14 protein-coding genes are annotated in these 17401 nt (G+C 65.6%); 1 reads left to right on the top strand and 13 read right to left on the bottom strand.

The genetic code is table 11. From position 1 onward, the window contains the following. Window positions 1-124 precede the first annotated feature (124 nt). The gene (locus tag DSD28_RS07200; protein WP_119255700.1) at window positions 125-841 is read left to right on the top strand and encodes a transcriptional regulator NanR; all 717 of its coding nucleotides are present in this window, start codon (window positions 125-127) and stop codon (window positions 839-841) included. Here DSD28_RS07200 and apnL read toward each other — a convergent pair. The 13 genes from apnL to DSD28_RS07135 all read right to left on the bottom strand — a co-directional run bounded on the left by apnL (window position 838) and on the right by DSD28_RS07135 (window position 17389). Continuing rightward, a complete protein-coding gene (apnL, locus tag DSD28_RS07195; protein WP_119255699.1) occupies window positions 838-2703 on the bottom strand; it encodes a D-apionate lactonase in 1866 nt (621 codons plus the stop codon). The genes DSD28_RS07200 and apnL overlap by 4 nt on opposite strands. After that, window positions 2700-3734, bottom strand: coding sequence for a Gfo/Idh/MocA family protein (locus DSD28_RS07190; protein WP_119255698.1), 1035 nt, complete (start codon window positions 3732-3734; stop codon window positions 2700-2702). The genes apnL and DSD28_RS07190 overlap by 4 nt, the downstream gene beginning before the upstream one ends. Before the next feature lie 2 nt (window positions 3735-3736). Next, window positions 3737-4801, bottom strand: a complete 1065-nt coding sequence (locus tag DSD28_RS07185; protein WP_119255697.1) for an ABC transporter permease — start codon at window positions 4799-4801, stop codon at window positions 3737-3739. Next, entirely contained in the window at window positions 4801-6345 is a 1545-nt protein-coding gene (locus tag DSD28_RS07180) for a sugar ABC transporter ATP-binding protein (protein WP_119255696.1), read from the bottom strand. Before DSD28_RS07180 ends, DSD28_RS07185 begins: the two co-directional genes overlap by 1 nt. Window position 6346: 1 nt before the next feature. Then, on the bottom strand, window positions 6347-6982 hold the full coding sequence (locus DSD28_RS07175) for a DUF2291 family protein (protein ID WP_119255695.1): 636 nt from the start codon (window positions 6980-6982) through the stop codon (window positions 6347-6349). A gap of 66 nt (window positions 6983-7048) precedes the next feature. Beyond that, the gene (locus DSD28_RS07170) at window positions 7049-7990 is read right to left on the bottom strand and encodes a D-ribose ABC transporter substrate-binding protein (protein ID WP_119255694.1); all 942 of its coding nucleotides are present in this window, start codon (window positions 7988-7990) and stop codon (window positions 7049-7051) included. 116 nt (window positions 7991-8106) lie between these two features. Beyond that, a complete protein-coding gene (locus DSD28_RS07165) occupies window positions 8107-8934 on the bottom strand; it encodes a phosphogluconate dehydrogenase C-terminal domain-containing protein (protein ID WP_119255693.1) in 828 nt (275 codons plus the stop codon). A 306-nt stretch (window positions 8935-9240) separates the two neighbouring features. Next, window positions 9241-10941, bottom strand: coding sequence for a dihydroxyacetone kinase family protein (locus DSD28_RS07160; protein WP_119255692.1), 1701 nt, complete (start codon window positions 10939-10941; stop codon window positions 9241-9243). 86 nt (window positions 10942-11027) lie between these two features. Continuing rightward, window positions 11028-12701 (bottom strand): glycerol-3-phosphate dehydrogenase/oxidase, encoded by a 1674-nt coding sequence (locus tag DSD28_RS07155; RefSeq protein WP_245424770.1) that lies wholly within the window; start codon window positions 12699-12701, stop codon window positions 11028-11030. Between the two features lie 11 nt (window positions 12702-12712). After that, window positions 12713-14239, bottom strand: coding sequence for an FGGY-family carbohydrate kinase (locus tag DSD28_RS07150; protein ID WP_119255690.1), 1527 nt, complete (start codon window positions 14237-14239; stop codon window positions 12713-12715). A gap of 69 nt (window positions 14240-14308) precedes the next feature. Then, window positions 14309-15163, bottom strand: a complete 855-nt coding sequence (locus DSD28_RS07145; RefSeq protein ID WP_205536183.1) for a DeoR/GlpR family DNA-binding transcription regulator — start codon at window positions 15161-15163, stop codon at window positions 14309-14311. A 118-nt stretch (window positions 15164-15281) separates the two neighbouring features. Beyond that, window positions 15282-16229: a D-ribose ABC transporter substrate-binding protein gene (locus DSD28_RS07140; protein ID WP_119255688.1), complete on the bottom strand. Its 948-nt coding sequence runs from the start codon at window positions 16227-16229 to the stop codon at window positions 15282-15284. 119 nt (window positions 16230-16348) lie between these two features. After that, window positions 16349-17389, bottom strand: a complete 1041-nt coding sequence (locus tag DSD28_RS07135; RefSeq protein ID WP_119255687.1) for an ABC transporter permease — start codon at window positions 17387-17389, stop codon at window positions 16349-16351. Between the last annotated feature and the right edge of the window lie 12 nt (window positions 17390-17401).

Genomic DNA, 17401 nt, shown 5'->3' with positions numbered 1-17401 from the left:
GGCCGCTTGTGAAAGCTCTCCAGCTGGTATAATGAGTATTTATGTTATTGCAAGTCGGCATTGCGAAAGCTGTTGCAGCAACGGAACTTGGTGCATATTCCAACCTGTCGAAACCAGGTGACTCATGAACGTCGTTTCCGAACCGATCGTCCGCAAGAAACTTTCCGACGAAGTCTTCGCGCGCCTCAGGCACATGATCGAGACCGGCGAGCTCAAGGCCGGCGACGAGATGCCCTCCGAGCGGGAACTCATGGAACGCTACGGTGTCGGCCGTCCCGCCATCCGCGAAGCCATGCAGGCGCTCGCCGGCAAGGGCCTCGTCGAGATCTCGCAGGGCGAGCGCGCCAAGGTGTTGCGCATCACCGCAGAGACGATCATCCGCCAGGTGGACCTGCCGGCGAAGATGATGCTCTCCGGCTCCTCCGACACGCTGGAGCACCTGAAAAGCGCCCGCATCTTCTTCGAGCGCGGCATGATCCGCGAGGCGGCGACCCGGGCGACGGCGGAACAGATCGCCGAGCTTCGCGCCCTTCTCGAAAAGCAGAAGCAGAGCCTCGGTGACCCGGACGCCTTCATCGACGCGGACATGGAATTTCATCAGTGCATCGCCCGGATTTCCGGCAATCCGATCTTCGCGGCCGTCAGCGGCGCGATGCTCGGATGGCTGAAATCCTACCATACGGAAATGCTCATCTGGACGGGCCGCGAGAATTTCACGCTCGCCGAGCATGAGGAAATCATCCGCGCCATCGAGAACGGCAATGCGGACCTTGCCGAAAAGGCGATGATCAAGCACCTCGAACGCTCCCGCGCCCTCTATGCCCTTAAGGCCCCGAATTAGAGCAGCACCTCGATACAGGCATAGGGCGGCAGCGTGATCCATTTGCCCGCCGGCAACTCCGCGCCCTCTCCTGCGATCAGCGCAACCCGGAGCGGCGTTGCGCCAAGGGTGACGGTCTGCATGTCAGGCGTGATGTTGGCGAGGAGAATACGCTCCTTCGTGGCGAGCCCCAGCACCGCATCCGGCCGCGATGTCTCCACGGCAATAACCGCCTGCCCGGCAAGGGCGCCGAGCCGCGACAGGACATGCGCGAGCGGCCGCATTTCGCCCTTCGCGGTCGCCTCCCCCTCGCCCGCGACAAGCCCGAACGGCCCGGCCAGCGTGGAGAGCGTCAGCACTTCGAGGCCGGCGGACGCCACGGTCGCGGCATAGGCCAGCGTCCAGGCCGCGCCGAAGGCGCCATTGTGCCGGGGATCGACATTGGCCATGGGGATACGCGATCCGGACGGGTTCTCCTTCGTCGCGCTGCCATAGGGGTTCTGGCGCATGGCGATTGTCGAGGGGCCGATGCGGTAGGGCTTGTCGCCATGGATGGCGCGCGCCGAACGGATGACGTGGTGCAGCGCCTCGAAAGTCTGCATGACGGAAAGGTCATCGGCCGCGTGCACGATTGGGTTGGTGCAATGGCTGACATAGTCCACGAGCGCGCCGGGAATGCGCTTACGGTTGAGCTCGGTGAAATAGCTCATCATGCCTCCGCCGAGCCGCACGCCGGGGAAGGCCGCGCGGGCGGCGGCATAGACATCTTCCAGCGGCGGGCATTCCGGCCACTCGCTCCCGGGCGGGGTCGACTGCCGGTCCACCGAGGGGCAGACGAAGAGCGTGTCGAGCGGCAATCCCGCCTCCCGCACCAGCGCGGCGAATTCGCTCATCTCCACGTCCAGCGGACGCCGGCACGGCACGGCCAGTTCGAGCGTCACCTTGAGGCCGGACCGGGCGGCGATCTCCGCATAGCCTTTCAGCGCCGAAAGACCATGGCCCGCGACGGGATCGAAATGCGCGATGAGGTGGCACGCGCCGATCGTCCGCAACAGGCCAAGGGCGGCCCGCTCTTCGGCAAGGCACTCCGGCCGGAGCCCGACGCCGATTTCGGGAAAGGCAAGACCGGTCGGCGAAAGCTTCAGCGAAACGGCCTTCGACGCGTCCGCAGCCGGCGCCTCCGCCTGTGCGTGGATTTCCACGAGCACCTGCTGGCGGAACGGCTTGTTCGCCGGCACCAGATAGGGCCAGGGCAGCGCCAGTGGGCGGACATAGGTCTTGTAGGATCCATCGGTCCAGTTGCGCTGGTCTTCCATCTCGAAGACGTCGCCATGGAACTCCGTCGTCGCCGAGATGTCCGGCGCGACCCGGTGGGTGATCGCGGCGATATCCTTGAAGGGCTGCCATGGCTCGATCCGGTCCGGCCAGTGCGAATGCTCGACACTACCGTCGCCATGGCGCACCTCGACCGGCTCGCCGGCGATGCCGACGACCGGATGCAGCACGACGAAGCCGGCGCGGGCGGTCTCGAAATCTCCGTCGCTGACGCAATCGGCGGAAAAGGCCACCCTCTCCGGCATGCCGGTGATCACAATCGCGCAGTCGAGATTGGCGCCCGACGGGGCCGTGAAGCGCGCCTTGTAGGTGACGGAGAAGCCCTGCCCGGTCTCTTCGGCAACAAGATCGGTGATGGCTGCATTGCAGGTCCCCCAGTCCTTGTCCCGGACGAGGAAGGAGACGGCGCGCAGTACTTCGTGGCCGCGATAGCGAAGCGTGCGCAGATTGCCGTCCTGCAACGCGACGCTGAGGTCGCCGGCGACGAGCGTGCGGCTTTCGGATTCCCGCTCGCGCGTTCCATAGAGCCGGAGCAGGTCCCCGCTCATCCGAGAAGCTCCTCCAGCGCGATGGTCTCGCCGCGCTCGGCGCTGAGATAGGCGGCCTCGACGAGGGCGAAGGTCTTCAGGTTGTCGCGGCCGGACGTGTCCGGTTCCGCGCCCGCCGCAAGCCGCTCGATCCAGTGCTTCTGGATGAGCGCGACGCTTTCCTGGATATTGTGCCAGGGGCGCGAGGCCCAGGGCAGCAGGTTCGGCGCGACGATGCTTCGTGTCGTGCCGTCCGGGCCATGGACGGTGAGCGTGTAGTCCTTGCCGAGGCGGAGCGTTCCCTCGCTTGCGTCGATCTCGACGAAGGTTTCCGGGAAGGGCTCCTCCGGCAGCTTCGTGGCATAGCTGACATCGACGATGGAGGTGATGCCGTTGTCGTGGTCGAGCAGCATGGTCGCCACGTCCTCGCCCGCGATCTCCGGATTGATGCGCTTGGTGCGGGCCGTCATGCGGCCGGCATCGCCGAACAGGAAGCGGGCGATATCGAGCGAGTGGATGCCGAGATCCTCGATGACGAAACGCTTGCCCTTGGCGAGATAGGGCTGACCGGAAAAGACGTCGAAGCCCGAACGGAACGAGACGCGACCCCAGAAGGGTGTGCCGATCGCGCCGCTCTCCAGCACCGCCTTGACCGCGAGGATCGGCGTCTGCCAGCGGAAATTCTCATGGATCATCAGCGGAATACCGGCCGCCTCGGCGGCGGCGACCATGGCCTTCGCATCCGCCAGCGTCGGCGCGAACGGCTTCTGGCAGATCGCTGGCACCTTATGGCGCGCGGCAAGCTCGACAAGCGCACGGTGGCTGCCAACCGTCGTCGCGACGTCGACGAAATCGAAGCCGCCATCGGCGAACATTTCCTCCGCCGCCCGATAGCGCCTCGCAACGCCGAACTGGTCTCCGACGATGTTGAGCCGCTCGGGATCGCGGTCGCAGATCGCGACGATCTCCACATCCGGCAGGTCCCGCCAGCCATGCATCTGGTTGACGGCGAAGAAGCCGCAGCCGATCAGCGCACCCTTGAACTTCGCCATGCTCAGCCTGCCTTTGCCATCTGCATCAGGGTCACGCGCTGCTGGAGGCGGCGCTGCGCCTGGTCGACCACCACGGCCACGATGATCACGAGGCCCTTGATCACCATCTGCCAGAACGAGCTGACGCCCATCATCACCAGACCGTCGGAGAGGATGCCGATCACGAAGGCGCCGATGATCGTGCCGCCGATGGTGCCGCGCCCGCCCGACATGGATGTACCACCGAGGACGGCCGCCGCAATGGCGTTCAGTTCGAGGTTCGTGCCGGTCGCCGGGTGCGAGGCCATCAGCTCCGAGGAGATGACGAGGCCGACGATGGCCGCGCAGAAGCCGGAGAACATGTAGACGAACATCTTCACGCGGTTGACGCGGATGCCGGACATGCGCGAGGCGCGCTCGTTGCCGCCGACGGCGAAGATGTGCCGGCCGAGCGGCACGAAGCGGGCGAAATAGGCCGCGCCCAGTGCGACGACGATGAGGATCCAGACGGAGACCGGCAGGCCGAGGATCGTGCCCGAACCGAGATAGGAAAAGCCCTGGTTGCCGAGGTCTTCACGGCCGGTGAGATTGGGCAGCGTCTGGCCGTCGGAATAGAGCAGCGCCATGCCGCGCGCCACATAGAGCGTGCCGAGCGTGGCGATGAAGGGCGCGACATTGAGGCGGGTGATCAGCAGGCCGTTGACCGCGCCGATCAGGACGCCGACCGCCATGACGATGACCGCGACCTCGACGATGTTGAAATAGACCGTGTAGCCGAAGGGCACGGCGACACCATACATGATGAGCCCGCCGGCAATCATGCCGCAGAGGCCGACGATGGAGCCGACCGAAAGGTCGATGCCGCCGGTGATGATGACGAAGGTCATGCCGATGGCGAGGAAGGCGTTCTGCGTCGCGTGCTTCGACATCAGGATCATGTTCGCGGTCGACAGGAAGTTCGGCGCGAAGATCGAGAAGAAGATGATCACCGCAAAGAGCGCGATGAAGGTCCTCAGCTTCATCAGCGTGAGCAGGGCCGATCCGGTTGAGAGGCCGTTTTCGGCGGCCGTTTGCGTTCCTGTCGTCATCACGCATGCATCCTTTTGGTTTTATGTCCCTCCGCGGAGGCCGAGACGATCATCTCCTCGGTAGCGTCCTTGCGATCCACCACCGTCACCAGGCGGCCGTTGCTCATGACGGCGATACGGTCGGAGAGCGCCATGACCTCCTCGAGGTCGGAGGTGGAGAAGAGGATGGCGAGCCCCTCGCCCGCCAGCCGCCGCATGGTGCGGAAGACATCCGCCTTGGCGCCGACATCGATGCCGCGGCTCGGCTCGTCCATCAGCAGCACCTTCGGCCCGGTCATCAGCGCCTTGCCGATCACCACCTTCTGCTGGTTGCCGCCCGACATGGAGGTAACGTCCAGTTCCGGGTTCTTCGCCTTGATGGAGAGATTGCGGATCGCATCGAGGATCGCCTTCTTCTCCAGCTTGAGATCGATATGGAAGCCGCCTCTCACGAACTGGCCGAGGCTTGCCATCGAAAGGTTGTCGGCAATCGACATGGACTGGACGAGGCCTTCGCGCTGCCGGTCCTCCGGGATCAGCGCCAGACCCTCGCGAATGCGCCGGGTCGTATCGCGGCCCTTCAATTCCTTGCCATCGACGAAGACCTTGCCGGTCGCATGTTCGTGCCGGCCCATGATGCATTCGAAAAGCTCGGAGCGCCCCGCGCCCATCAGGCCGTAGATGCCGAGAATCTCACCCGCGCGGACGCCGATGGAGACGTGATCGACCGCATAGCCGCCCTGTGCGCGTGGCAGGCAGATATCCTGCGTGCGGAAGACTTCCGCGCCCGGCGCATGGTCGACCTGCTTGGCGAAATCCTTGGCGTCGGAACCGATCATCGAGCGCACGATCCAGCGCGTGTCGATATCCTTGACCATAGCATGGCCGGTGATCTGGCCGTCCTTCAGCACCGTGATGTAGTCGCCGATGCGCATCAGCTCTTCCAGTCGGTGCGAGATATAGACGATGGCGACGCCGCGCGCCTTGAGGTCGGCGATGACCCGGAAGAGCACATCGACTTCCGCCGCGCTGAGGGCGGAGGTCGGCTCGTCCATGATGAGGATGCGAGTATCGAGCGAGACCGCCCGCGCGATCTCGACGAGCTGCTGCTGGCCGATCGGCAGGTCCTCGGCCAGCGTATCGGCCGAGATGCCGGCTTCGAGGCGGTTCAGGAACTCGTTCGCCTTCTCGACCTGCGCCTTGTGATCGATGCCCCGGATGCCACGGGTGATCTCGCGGGTGGCGAAGATGTTCTCCGCGACCGAAAGATTGCCGAAGAGGTTCAACTCCTGGAAGACGATGCCGATGCCGTGGCGCACCGCATCGGCGGGACTGTCGAGGGTGATGCGCTCGTCCTCCATCCATATCTCGCCGAGCGTCGGCCGCTCGACGCCTGCAATGATGCGCATCATGGTGGATTTGCCCGCACCGTTCTCGCCCACCAGCACATTCACCGCGCCGCGCCGCAGCTTCAGGTTTGCCTTCTTCAGCGCCACGATGCCGGAATAGGCCTTCGTGATGTCCTTCAGTTCGAGAATGACCTCGCCATCGTCGATGCCGCTCATGTCAGCCTCCGATGGTGATGGTGGCGGGAACGAGCTGCGGCAACTGGCCGGCGGCCGGCAGCGGATAGGCGCCCGTCGCCTTGATCGTCTTGCCCGTCAGTCCCTCGCGCGGCAGCTTTTCGAGAAGCGTGCGGTTCACATAAGTGTTGAACGACTTGCCGAACTGCGCCCATTCGATCTGGTTCTTGAAGGAATTGAAGTCCACGAAATCCAGGCTGTCGCGCAGCGCCGTGCCGCGAATGGCCGGGCCGATCGAAACGCGCACATCCGCCTTGGCGTCACCGTCGACGTCCACGTCGACATAGCCGGCGCGCGATTTCGTCTCTTCCGCGACGATCGTCCCATCGACCTTGGCGATGAAGGTCCAGGGCGCGTTGCCCTGCCTGGCCTTGTAACCGTATTTCCGCCCCGCCTCGTCGGCATTGGCCGCCGTCGCCGAAAGGACCTCCGGCAGCGGCGCGGCGCGCTTTTCGAGATAGGGCACGACCTTGCCATCCCATATCTCGGCGACAAGTTTGTCGGGATCGAAGGCGCCGGCCTGATCCTCCTTGTCCTTGTCGGCGGTCTTGACGAACTTGCAGCCCGCGAGCCCGAGGGCTGATGCGAACACGATGACGGCGGCGGCCTTGAAGCGCATGGATGGGTACTCCGGCATATGGCGAGGCGCGGGATGACGATCATCCCGCGCCCGCTCCCTCGAAGATCAGTCCTTCAGTGCGAAGGTCTCGAGCTTGTCGGCATTGTCGGCGTTGATCAGCACGCAGTCCATGAGCTGCTTTTCCTCGGCCGGCTTCTTGCCGCTGGTGATGAGGTCATGCGCCTGCTGGACGGCGAGCTGTGCCTGGGCATAGGCCGGCTGCAGCACGGTGGCCTTGATGCCGCCCGCCTTGATGGAGTCGCGAACGTCGTTCGAGCCGTCGAAGCCGGTGACGATGACGTCCTTCTTGCCGGCCGCCTGGAGGGCGGCGATGGCGCCCATGGCCATCGTGTCGTTGCCGGCGATGACGCCCTGGATGTCCGGGTTGGCCTGGAGGATGGTCTCCATCTTCGAATAGGCTTCCGTCTGGCTCCAGTTGGCCGACTGCTGCGCGACCATCTTCATGTCCGGATATTCGTCGATGACGTCATGATAGCCCTTGGAGCGGATGCCGGCATTGGTGTCGGATTCCTTGCCGACGAGCTCGACATAGTTGCCCTTCTCGCCCATCAGCCGGACGAATTCCTCGGCGCCGAGCTGTGCGCCCTGATAGTTGTTCGAGACGATCTGCGAGACGGCGACGCCGGCGGCATTGATCTCACGGTCGATCAGGAAGGACGGGATGCCTGCATCCTTGGCCTTCTGAACGGCGGCGACCGTAGCGTCGGCGCCGGCATTGTCGAGGATGATCGCCTTCGCGCCGCGGCCGATGGCCGTATCGATGAGCTGCGACTGCTTGTTGGCGTCGTCGTCATGCACCAGCACCAGCGCCTCGTAGCCGAGTTCCTTGGCCTTGGCTTCCGCGCCAACGGCCTCGGCCTTGAAGAAGGGGTTATCGTGGCTCGGCGTGATGATGGCGATGAGGTCGGCGGCGAAAGCCGGCACGGCAACGCTTGCAGCCATGACGGCAGCAAAGCCGACGGTGATCAGTCTACGGGTAACCTTCATGTTTTCCTCCCGGTTAAGCACCGGCCTCCACGGCCATCCCTCCATTGAAATCGGCCGATCCGGTGCGATCTTTCATGGGGCATTGCGCCCCGCGGCGGGCCGAAGCCCGCCGGTATTCACGTGATGCGCTGGATACTTGCGGCGATTTCTTCAGGTTCGAAGACGCGCTTCCAGTCGTCCTTCATCAGGACCGGCTTGCCGAACTCGATCGCCTTGTTGCAGGCATCGGAGAAGACGCCGGGCGTCTCCTCGAAAATGACGGCGCCGAGGACGTTCATGTGACCGAGCAGGAAGTCACGGGCGGCTTCCTTGGCGACGCCGCGGCGCACGCATTCGTCCATGGCTTCGCGCATGACGACGAGGAGCGAGGCGCAGACGGTTTCGGACAGGCCCGGCTCCAGCAGCGCCATCTGCTCGACCGTCACGCGGTGCGAGCGCATGACCGGCGCCCAGATGACCTTCGCGACCTCCTCGCCCAGCGCATAGGCCTCTTCCGGGCCCTGCATCAGGGCGGAAACGATATGCTGCTTGGCGGCGATGCCGCCGAAGAAGTCGCGCTTGGCGGCCGGATCCGTCTCGTCGTTGAAGATCGGCGGATGGCAGGGATGCGTGACGAAATAGGTGATATCCGCCCGCTCCGGCAGATGGCCGGCGAAGGGTGCGGCCGCATCGAGCACGACGATCATGGTGCCGGGCGCCAGCTTGTCGACGATGCCGCTGGCAACCTTGCCGATCGCCGTGTCGGGAACCGCGAGGATGACGACATCGGCGCCGGCGAGACCTTCATCGGCGGAAACGCAGGATAGGCCGAGATCGTCGGCAAGGCGCGCCTTGCCGGCATCGCTCACCTCGATATGGCGGACGTCGAACCGCGAACCTTTGAGGTTCTTGGCGAGCCGATACCCCATTTTGCCACCGGCACCGAATAGCGCGATCGATGTCATCGAAGACCTCCCTGAATTCATGCGGCCGGACGGTGTTGGTCAGCCGGAATTTCCTCCACCGGGCACCCGGCGTGAGGCTATATTTCTCAACTGGTATAACATGTCAATAACTATCTCTCTGAATATGTGATATCGCGTGGTGATACTCATTTCCACTATTTGATAATTCAGTTTCACTGAAGGCACTCAAGCGATTGAAACAGCTCGTATAATGTTTCATACAGAACAAAGAAAAAGAGCCGGACGTCACGCGACGCCCGGCTCAATGTCACACTGAACATGTTGCGTTCAGGCAAGGGCAGCCGCTCACAATCGGGCCGAAATCGTCCTTGCGATCAGCGCCAGCGAGACCGCACCGGCATCGGGATGGCCGATACTGCGCTCGGCGAGCGGACGGGCGCGGCCAAGCCGTGGGGAAAGCGGCGCCGTCGCCTGCGCCGCCTCTTCGCAGGCAGAGCTTGCCTTGGCCCAGGCCTCTTTCAGCAGTGCACCGTCCGCGCTCGCCGCTTCCAGCGCGGCGACGAAAGGCACGAACGCATCGACGAGCGTCTTGTCGCCCGGCTTCGCCCCGCCGAGGCGCATCACATCGTCGAGGGCAAGGCGCGCGCCGCGCACCATATCCGCCCCTGTCGGGGCCGCGTCGTCGGTGAATGCCCCGCTCCAGGAGCGGAGCAATAGCCCCCAGATCGCGCCCGACGTACCGCCCGCACGGTCCGCCCAGGCATCGCCTGCCACCGCCAGCGCGCTCCTCGCACCCGCGCCGCCAGCAACGGCCTGATGGATCGCTTCACGCGCGGCCGTCGCGCCGCGCCGCATGCCTTGGCCGTGGTCGCCGTCGCCGGCAAAGGCATCGATCCTGCCGAGCTCGGCTTCCGCCTCGCCAAGGGCCGACACCATGGCGTCGAGGATACCCGCAAGGCACCGGGCACCTTCCTGCGAGGCGGGCGTCGCGGGGCCGAAGGTCGGCGCTTCGTCTTCCGCACGATCCCGCACGGCCGCCGGCTGCGTATGGAAAGTCTCGCCGCGACGGAAGACGGGCGTGTCGCACGGGGCCAGCCAGTAGCGTTCCAGCTCCTCGTCGAGCCACATCACCGTCAGGGAGCAGCCCTGCATGTCGAGGCTGGTGACATATTCGCCGACCTCGGGCGCGACCGGATCGACGCCCGCCGCCTGCAGGTAGCCTTCGACCGCGCCCCAGAGCACGAAGAGCTCCTCGTATTTGGTCGCGCCGAGGCCGTTCAGCAGCACGGCGGCGCGACGCGCGCCGGCCGGGCGCTCCGCCAGGACGGTCTCGACCAGGAGCCTCGCCAGATCGCGCGCCGGAACGATGTCGGTGTCGCGGATGCCGGGCTCGCCGTGGATGCCGAGGCCGAGCGCCATCATGCCCTTCGGTACGGTGAAGAGCGGGTCCTTCGCGCCCGGCAGCGTGCAGCCGCCGAAAGCGACGCCGAACGAAAAGGTGCGGCTGTTGGCAAGTCGTGTCACGCGCTCGACCTCGTCGATCGCAAGCCCCGCCTCTGCGGCCGCGCCCGCCACCTTGAAGACCACGAAATCGCCGGCGATGCCGCGGCGCTGCAGGTGCCGGTCGGCGGGCGCGCTCGCGACATCGTCCGTCACCGTGACGATGCGCACATCGATGCCTTCCGCCCGCAGCCGCTCCGCCGCCACGCCGAAATTGAGTACGTCGCCGGCATAATTGCCGAAGCCGAGAATGATGCCTCCGCCATGGTCCGCATTGCGGCAGACACGGGCGACCGCCGCCGTCGAAGGCGAGGCGAAGATCTCACCGGCAACCGCCGCGTCGGCCATGCCCGGCCCGACATAGCCCGCAAAGGCCGGATAATGCCCCGACCCGCCGCCGACGATGACCGAAACCTTGCCCGAAGGCACCGCCGTCGAGCGAACCACGCCCCCCTTCACCAGCCGGACGTAGCGCTCATAGACGCGGGAAAACCCCGCCAGCGCCGAGGCGGCAAAGGTTTCCGGATCATCGACGATCTTCGTCATGGGGGCCTCCTGCAAGCAATCAAGCCGCGAAGATGCAACAGGATCCAGACCGGGAAAAGGGCAAAGATGCCTTCGGCTGAATGCGCTCAAAGGTTTACGCGGTTGAATGCCGTCAGGTGTCGTGTGACCTGCGCAAGCTCGTCCTCCCACCGGCCTTCGTCCCAGCCCAGCGCGGCGGCGGCGACTGCCGCGATCTCGTCGAGCCCCTCGGCCGTCAGCCTGCCTTCGATGGCGAGCGTCGTCCGGCGCATGACGATGTCGGCGAGATGTTCGACCATTTCGTTGCGGGCGATCCAGTCGATCTCGCCGCGGCCGTAGCCTTCGACATGGGCGAGCGGCGCATCTCCCACCTTCTCGATATGCGCGAGAACGGCATCGGCGATCGTCCCGTAGCGGGCAAGAAGCGCTTCGACGCGTGCCTCGGGCAGGCCGCTCTTCGCGGCGCGCCCGGAAATCCACACGCGCCGCTCCGCCGCCTCCACCGGAAAGCCGCGCCCGCCGCCGATCGGCAGCATCTGCGTGCTCACCGCCCGGTTCCGGTCGAGGCGGGAAAGGATCGTGTCGGCCACCTCCTCGGCAAAGCCGCGGAACGTCGTCCACTTGCCGCCGACGAGCGAGATGACGGAAAACGGCCGGCCCTCCGCCGGCTCCGCCACGGGCGCCGAATGGTCGCGGCTGATCAGGCCCGGCTGGCTGGCATCGGAGGCCGGCAGCGGGCGGATGCCGCTATAAGTGTAGACGATCTGCTCGCGGCCGAAATGCAGGGCCGGCAGGAGCGAGCGGAGGCTGGCGAGGAAATAGTCGATCTCGTCCTCTTCGCAGCGCACCGTATCGGGATTGTCCGCCTTGATGTCCGTCGAGCCGACGAGCGCGAGGCCGAGGAAATCGTAGACGAGGCAGATGCGGCCGTCGTCCGCCTCGAAATAGATCATGCGGCCTTTCAGGCTTTCTACCAGCTCCGGGTGCCTCAGGAGGATATGCGAGCCCTTGGTGCCGCCGATCAGCTTGCCGGGAACGCCAAGCGTGTCGTTAACATGATCGATCCACGGCCCCGCCCCGTTGACGACGATGCCGGCGCGGGCAAACCGCTCGCTACCGCGCGGATCCCGCAGCCGCAGCACGCCGTCTTCCTGCCCGAGCAGCGTCGTATCATTCATGGCGCGGGAGGCAGGGCTGGCGTCGAGGCCGTCGCGCACCAGCTCCCAGACGAGCCGTTCGGGCCGGCTGATCTTGGCGTCGTAGTAGATGCCGCCCGCGACGATGCGCGGCGTGATCGCCGGCATCTCCTCCAGCGCCTTGCGGCGGAAGAAGAACTGGTGCTTCGGCATGACGCGATGGCGCGCGCCATAGAGATCGTAGAGCGCAAGGCCGATCTTGATGAGGAGCGCGCCGCGGCTGCGCGGGGCGGTGGTGGAGCCGAGCAGCGTGCGCAGCGCCGCGAAGGCGCCCTTCGTCAGCGAGAAGGAGGGGATGAAGGTCGGCAGCGCCTCCACGCAATGCGGCGCGTTGCGCAGGAGGAGGTTGCGCTCCAGCGTCGACTGCGCGACGAGGCCGAGCTCGCCGGTCTCCAGATACTTGATGCCGCCATGGATGAGGCGCGAGGGGGCGGCGCTGGTGCCGGAGCCGAAGTCGGCCTTGTCGACGATCAGGCATTTCAGCCCCTGCAGGCAGAGATCGCGGAAGAGCCCCGCCCCGTTGATGCCCGCGCCAAGGACGATGACGTCGAAGGTCTCGACGGTTCCGGCTGTCGTTTCTGTCATGATCGGCATTCCTAAACTTGCGCCGCCCCGCCGAGACGCCGGAGCGTCGGCCAGAGCGGTTTCATCGCCTCGGCGAGATCGAGGAAGACCCGGTATTTCTCGTCATAGGCACGCTGCCGGTCTGGGTCCGGCTGGTAGGTCGTCTCGATCGACGCGAGGTCGCGCGGATCGTCGGTGGGCGAGGCGTAGAGGCCGGCGCCGGCACCCGCGCAGAGCGCCGCCCCCCAAGCCGCCGCCTCCTCGGTGCGCGTCGCGGTGACGGGCATGCCGAGGATATCGGCGAAGAGGCCGGCCATGGCGGGATTGCGCGAGACGCCGCCCGTCAGGCGCGCGGCGGTGGGGGCAAAGCCGTCGCGCAGCGCATCGACATGGACGCGGTGGTTGAAGGCGATGCCTTCCAGCACCGCGCGGACGAGGTCGCCGCGGTCGTGCCAGGCATTGAGGCCGTAGAAGCCAGCGCTCGACGCGCCGCCGAAGGGCGAGCCGAAGAGGTAGGGATGGAAGAAAGTGCTCGAAGGCCGCTCGCGCGCGGCCTCGAATTCATTGCCGAGGATCGCATGGATGCTCTCGCCGGCCACCTCCGCCTGCCGGGCATCGGCGGCGCAGAACTGCTCGATGAACCAGTCGTAATTGGCGGTGGAGGCGGGCGAGATGGACATGTTGTTCCACTCGCCGGGCAGGATGCCGTTGCGGCAGAACCAGCGGCCATCGACCTTCGGTGTGGGCGAGACGGTCTCGTTGATCGAATAGGTGCCGGCGATGACGGCCACCACGCCTTCGCCATAGCCGCCCATGCCGAGCGCGGAGGCGGTGACGTCATGCAGGCCCGCCATGACGGGCGTGCCCTCGACCAGCCCGGTCAGGCGCGCGGTCTCCGCCGTCACGCCGCCGACGACCTCGGTGGAAGCGGCCATCGGCGGCTGCCGTCCGGCGAGGCGATCCAGCCCGAAGAGGCGGAAGGCGTTTTCGGCATAGTCCTGCGTCGTCACGTCCGTGAAGGAAGTGCTCGCCTCCGTGCGGTCCGTGCCGATGGTGCCGCAGAGGCAGAAGCGCAGCCAGTCCTTGGCGGCGATGAAATGGGCGATGCGGGCATAACGCTCCGGCTGGTGCTCGAAGATCCAGCGCAGGATGGCGGAGGGTGCCGAGGCATGCGGGCGCTGGCCGGTCAGCTCCAGCGCGTGGGCGCCGACCTCGCCCTCGTTCCAGGCGTCGGCAATCGCCCCGGCGCGCGTATCGAGCGAGACGATGGCGGGGCCGAGCGGCCTTTTGTCTTCATCGAGGAGGTAGATGCCGTCGCCGTGGGCGGTCGCGGCGATCGCCACGATATCGGAGGCCGGGCGGCCGCAGGCTGAGATAGCCTCGCGGATGGCTTCGGCCGTCGCGGTCCACAGGCCGTCCATGTCGCGTTCGACATGCTGCGGCGCGGGGATGAGCTGGGGAACGCGCCGGCGGGCGATGGCGAGCGCCGTGCCGTCCGCGTCGAAAATGACGGCCTTCGTCACCGTCAGGCCGCTGTCTATACCCATGATGCAGGGCATCCATGCCTCCATTCTCGGGCGAACGGCGGAACGGAACCGGGTATCGGGGCAGCCGCGGCGGCGGTCCCCTCAGCCGGACCGTTCCCCGTCCGCCACAATCACGTTGATCCCCTTCGAGCGCATGCGCGACAGGTGGGAGATCGGAATATCCTCGTCGACGATCACGGCGTCGAATTCCTTGAGCGTCGCGAAGTGATGCAGCGCGCGCCGCTCGAATTTGGTGTGGTCCGCCAGAAGCACGCGCCGCGCCGCGCTTTCGAACATCGCCCGCTTGGTTTCCACCGTCTCGGGCGACTGGTGATAGACCACGTCGTCGACGATGGCCGACAGCGACATGAACACGGTGTCGGCGCGCAGCCGGCGGATCTCGTTGGTGGTGATGTGCCCCATGAAGGCATTGCACCAATTGTAGAACTGCCCCCCGAGACAGACGAGGTTGAGGTCGCTCACCTCCTTCAGCTCGTTGATGAGGACGAGCGAGTTGGTGATGATCGTCAGCGGCACCTTGGCCGGCAGGAACCGCGTCATCTCGTGCACGGTCGTGGCGTCATCCATGAAGATCGCCTGGCCCGGCTCGACGAACTGCATGGCGGCCTTCGCGACCGCCTTCTTCTCCTTCGCCTGCCGGGTGGCACGGTAGGCGTCGGAGGATTCGATGAGGCTGGTCGGCGCGGCGGAGACGATGCCGCGCGTCTTGCGGAAGAGGCCGCGGCTGACGAGATCGTCGACGTCGCGGTGCGCCGTCATGAGGCTGATGCCGAAGCGCTCGGTCAGGTCCTCGATGCGGATCGAGCCTTCGCCGATCACCGTCTCGGCGATCATCTGGCGCCGCACGAGCTGGCGCGCATGCCGGCTGTCGCTCGGCAATTCTTCCGAAAGCAAATCCTTAACGTCGACTTTCTTGTTCACCGGAGGCCCTGCCATGCTTCGAGGATAGAGGTTTCGTATCTCGTATCGGGCGGCAAGGAAAATGCCAAGCTGGCCCGGAAAAGCCCGGGAATGCGAAATGGGAGCGCCCGCGGACGGGCGCTCCCGGGATCGATTACTCGCTCAGGACGAAGGGAGCGGTGTACTTGTCGACATTGTCTTTGGTGATCAGGAGGCAATCGAAGAGCTGCTTTTCGGTATCGACACCGGTGGAGCCGTTCTTGATCACGCTGTCGGCCTGCTTGACGGCCGCTTCCGAGAACACGGCGACCGGCTGGAGGACGGTGTACTGCAATTCACCGGCCTTGATGGCGGCAACTGCATCCGGCGAACCGTCGAAGCCGCCGACCTTGACCTGGTCGAGCTTGCCGGCTTCCTTGAGCGCGGCGATGGCGCCGAGGGCCATTTCGTCGTTGCCGCTGATCACGCCGATGATGTCGGGGTTCGCCTGGAGCATGGACTGCATCTTGTCATGGCCCTTGGTGCGGTCCCAGTCAGCCACTTCCTTGGCGACCTTCTCGAGGTCAGGGTACTGCGTCAGGACGGTTTCGTAACCGTTCGAACGCGTCGCGGCGTTGTTGTCGGAGGGAGCGCCGAAGAGTTCGACATACTTGCCCTTGTCGCCGACCGCCTCGACCCACTGCTGCGCGCCGAGCGCGGCGCCCTGGGCGTTGTTCGAGACGAGCTGCGCCTTGGCGAGGCCTTCCTGGTTGATCTCGGCATTGACGAGGATGACCGGGATGCCGGCGGCGACGGCCTTCTTGACCGCGCCCACGGAACCGTCGGCATTCGCCGGGTCGAGGATGATGGCGACCGACTTGTTGGTGATCGCCGTGTCGATCAGGTTGCTCTCGGTGTTGGTGTCACCCTTGTGGGCGCCGACATTGGCCGTGTAGCCGAGGCCTTCGGCGGTCTTCTTGGCGACTTCGCCTTCCGTGAACCAGTAGGGGTTCGACGGATCGTTGACGATGACGGTGATCAGGCCGTCCGCCCAGGCAGAGCTGAACAGCAGCGGCATGACGGCCGTTGCCGCGAAGAGTACACGCATACCTTTTTTGAACATGGTCTCACTCCCTTTGTTGAGTCCGGTTGTGCCGATTGTCGGCAATACTTTCCGCTGCCGGGCCACTCGATGGTCCGCCTCTCCCGGCAGCGGTCAGTCTGTGCCGGTCGCCGCTGAGGTCAGCGGCGGCCGTATTTGACGCTGTTCAGGAGAACAGCGGTAACGATGACGGCGCCGGTGAAGACCGTCTGCCAGTAGGCCGAGACGCCGATGATCACGAGGCCGTCGGAGAGGAAGCCGATCACGAAGGCACCGAGCATGGTGCCGATGACCGTGCCGCGGCCGCCCGTCAGCGCCGCGCCGCCGATGACGACGGCGGCGATCGCCGTCAGTTCGTAGGTGGTGCCGGCGGTCGGGCCCGCCGAGGTGAGCTGCGAGGAGAGGACGAGGCCGGCGACGGCCGCGCAGATGCCCGAGAGCACATAGACCGTGATCTTCACGCGCTTGACCGGCACGCCCGACAGTTCCGCCGCGCGCTCGTTGCCGCCCGAGGAATAGAGCCAGCGGCCGAAGGCCGTGCGGGCAAGCAGGACATGGCAGGCGATGGCGAAGACGAGGAGCACGAGGACGCCGATCGGAACGCCCGCAAGGCGGTTGAAGCCGAGCCAGTCGAAACCGGTATTGCCGAGTTCGGGGCGGCCGCCGAGATTGTTGTAGGTCAGGCCGTTGGTCATCAGCAGCGCGATGCCGCGGGCGACATAGAGCACGCCGAGCGTCGCGACGAAGGCCGGCACCTTGAGATAGGCGATGAGCACGCCGTTCACCGCGCCGACGACCGCGCCAAGCAGGCAGGTCAGCACCACGACGACCCAGACCGAGGGATAGAGGATGATACCGAGTTGCGGCAGCGTCACGCCCTGCATGAGGAAACCGGCGACGACGCCGGCAAGGCCGAGCGTCGAGCCGACCGAAAGGTCGATGCCGCCGTTCAGGATGACCAGCAGCATGCCGATGGCGAGCAGGCCGAAGATGGCGACATGCGAGGCCATGATCAGGAAGTTGCTGACCGTGAAATAGTTCGGCGACATCAGCGAGAAGACGACGACGATGGCGATCAGCGCGAAGAAGGCGCGGCCCTCGAACAGAAGCTCGATCAGGCTCTTCTTGCGCTTGCCGCCGCTTGCCGCTGCCTTCGTCTGGATTGCAGGTGTGACTGACATGGGTTCGGCGCT

Source organism: Shinella zoogloeoides (genome assembly GCF_003574625.1).
Taxonomy (GTDB): domain Bacteria; phylum Pseudomonadota; class Alphaproteobacteria; order Rhizobiales; family Rhizobiaceae; genus Shinella; species Shinella zoogloeoides_A.
This window is presented reverse-complemented; position numbering and strand designations above follow the sequence as displayed.

Excerpts from the sequence above, each read along its gene's own strand:
- DSD28_RS07200 (WP_119255700.1), top strand. The coding sequence starts at position 125 with ATGAACGTCGTTTCCGAACCGATCGTCCGCAAGAAACTTTCCGACGAA.
- apnL (WP_119255699.1), bottom strand. The coding sequence starts at position 2,703 with ATGAGCGGGGACCTGCTCCGGCTCTATGGAACGCGCGAGCGGGAATCC.
- DSD28_RS07190 (WP_119255698.1), bottom strand. The coding sequence starts at position 3,734 with ATGGCGAAGTTCAAGGGTGCGCTGATCGGCTGCGGCTTCTTCGCCGTC.
- DSD28_RS07185 (WP_119255697.1), bottom strand. The coding sequence starts at position 4,801 with ATGACGACAGGAACGCAAACGGCCGCCGAAAACGGCCTCTCAACCGGA.
- DSD28_RS07180 (WP_119255696.1), bottom strand. The coding sequence starts at position 6,345 with ATGAGCGGCATCGACGATGGCGAGGTCATTCTCGAACTGAAGGACATC.
- DSD28_RS07175 (WP_119255695.1), bottom strand. The coding sequence starts at position 6,982 with ATGCGCTTCAAGGCCGCCGCCGTCATCGTGTTCGCATCAGCCCTCGGG.
- DSD28_RS07170 (WP_119255694.1), bottom strand. The coding sequence starts at position 7,990 with ATGAAGGTTACCCGTAGACTGATCACCGTCGGCTTTGCTGCCGTCATG.
- DSD28_RS07165 (WP_119255693.1), bottom strand. The coding sequence starts at position 8,934 with ATGACATCGATCGCGCTATTCGGTGCCGGTGGCAAAATGGGGTATCGG.
- DSD28_RS07160 (WP_119255692.1), bottom strand. The coding sequence starts at position 10,941 with ATGACGAAGATCGTCGATGATCCGGAAACCTTTGCCGCCTCGGCGCTG.
- DSD28_RS07155 (WP_245424770.1), bottom strand. The coding sequence starts at position 12,701 with ATGACAGAAACGACAGCCGGAACCGTCGAGACCTTCGACGTCATCGTC.
- DSD28_RS07150 (WP_119255690.1), bottom strand. The coding sequence starts at position 14,239 with ATGCCCTGCATCATGGGTATAGACAGCGGCCTGACGGTGACGAAGGCC.
- DSD28_RS07145 (WP_205536183.1), bottom strand. The coding sequence starts at position 15,163 with ATGGCAGGGCCTCCGGTGAACAAGAAAGTCGACGTTAAGGATTTGCTT.
- DSD28_RS07140 (WP_119255688.1), bottom strand. The coding sequence starts at position 16,229 with ATGTTCAAAAAAGGTATGCGTGTACTCTTCGCGGCAACGGCCGTCATG.
- DSD28_RS07135 (WP_119255687.1), bottom strand. The coding sequence starts at position 17,389 with ATGTCAGTCACACCTGCAATCCAGACGAAGGCAGCGGCAAGCGGCGGC.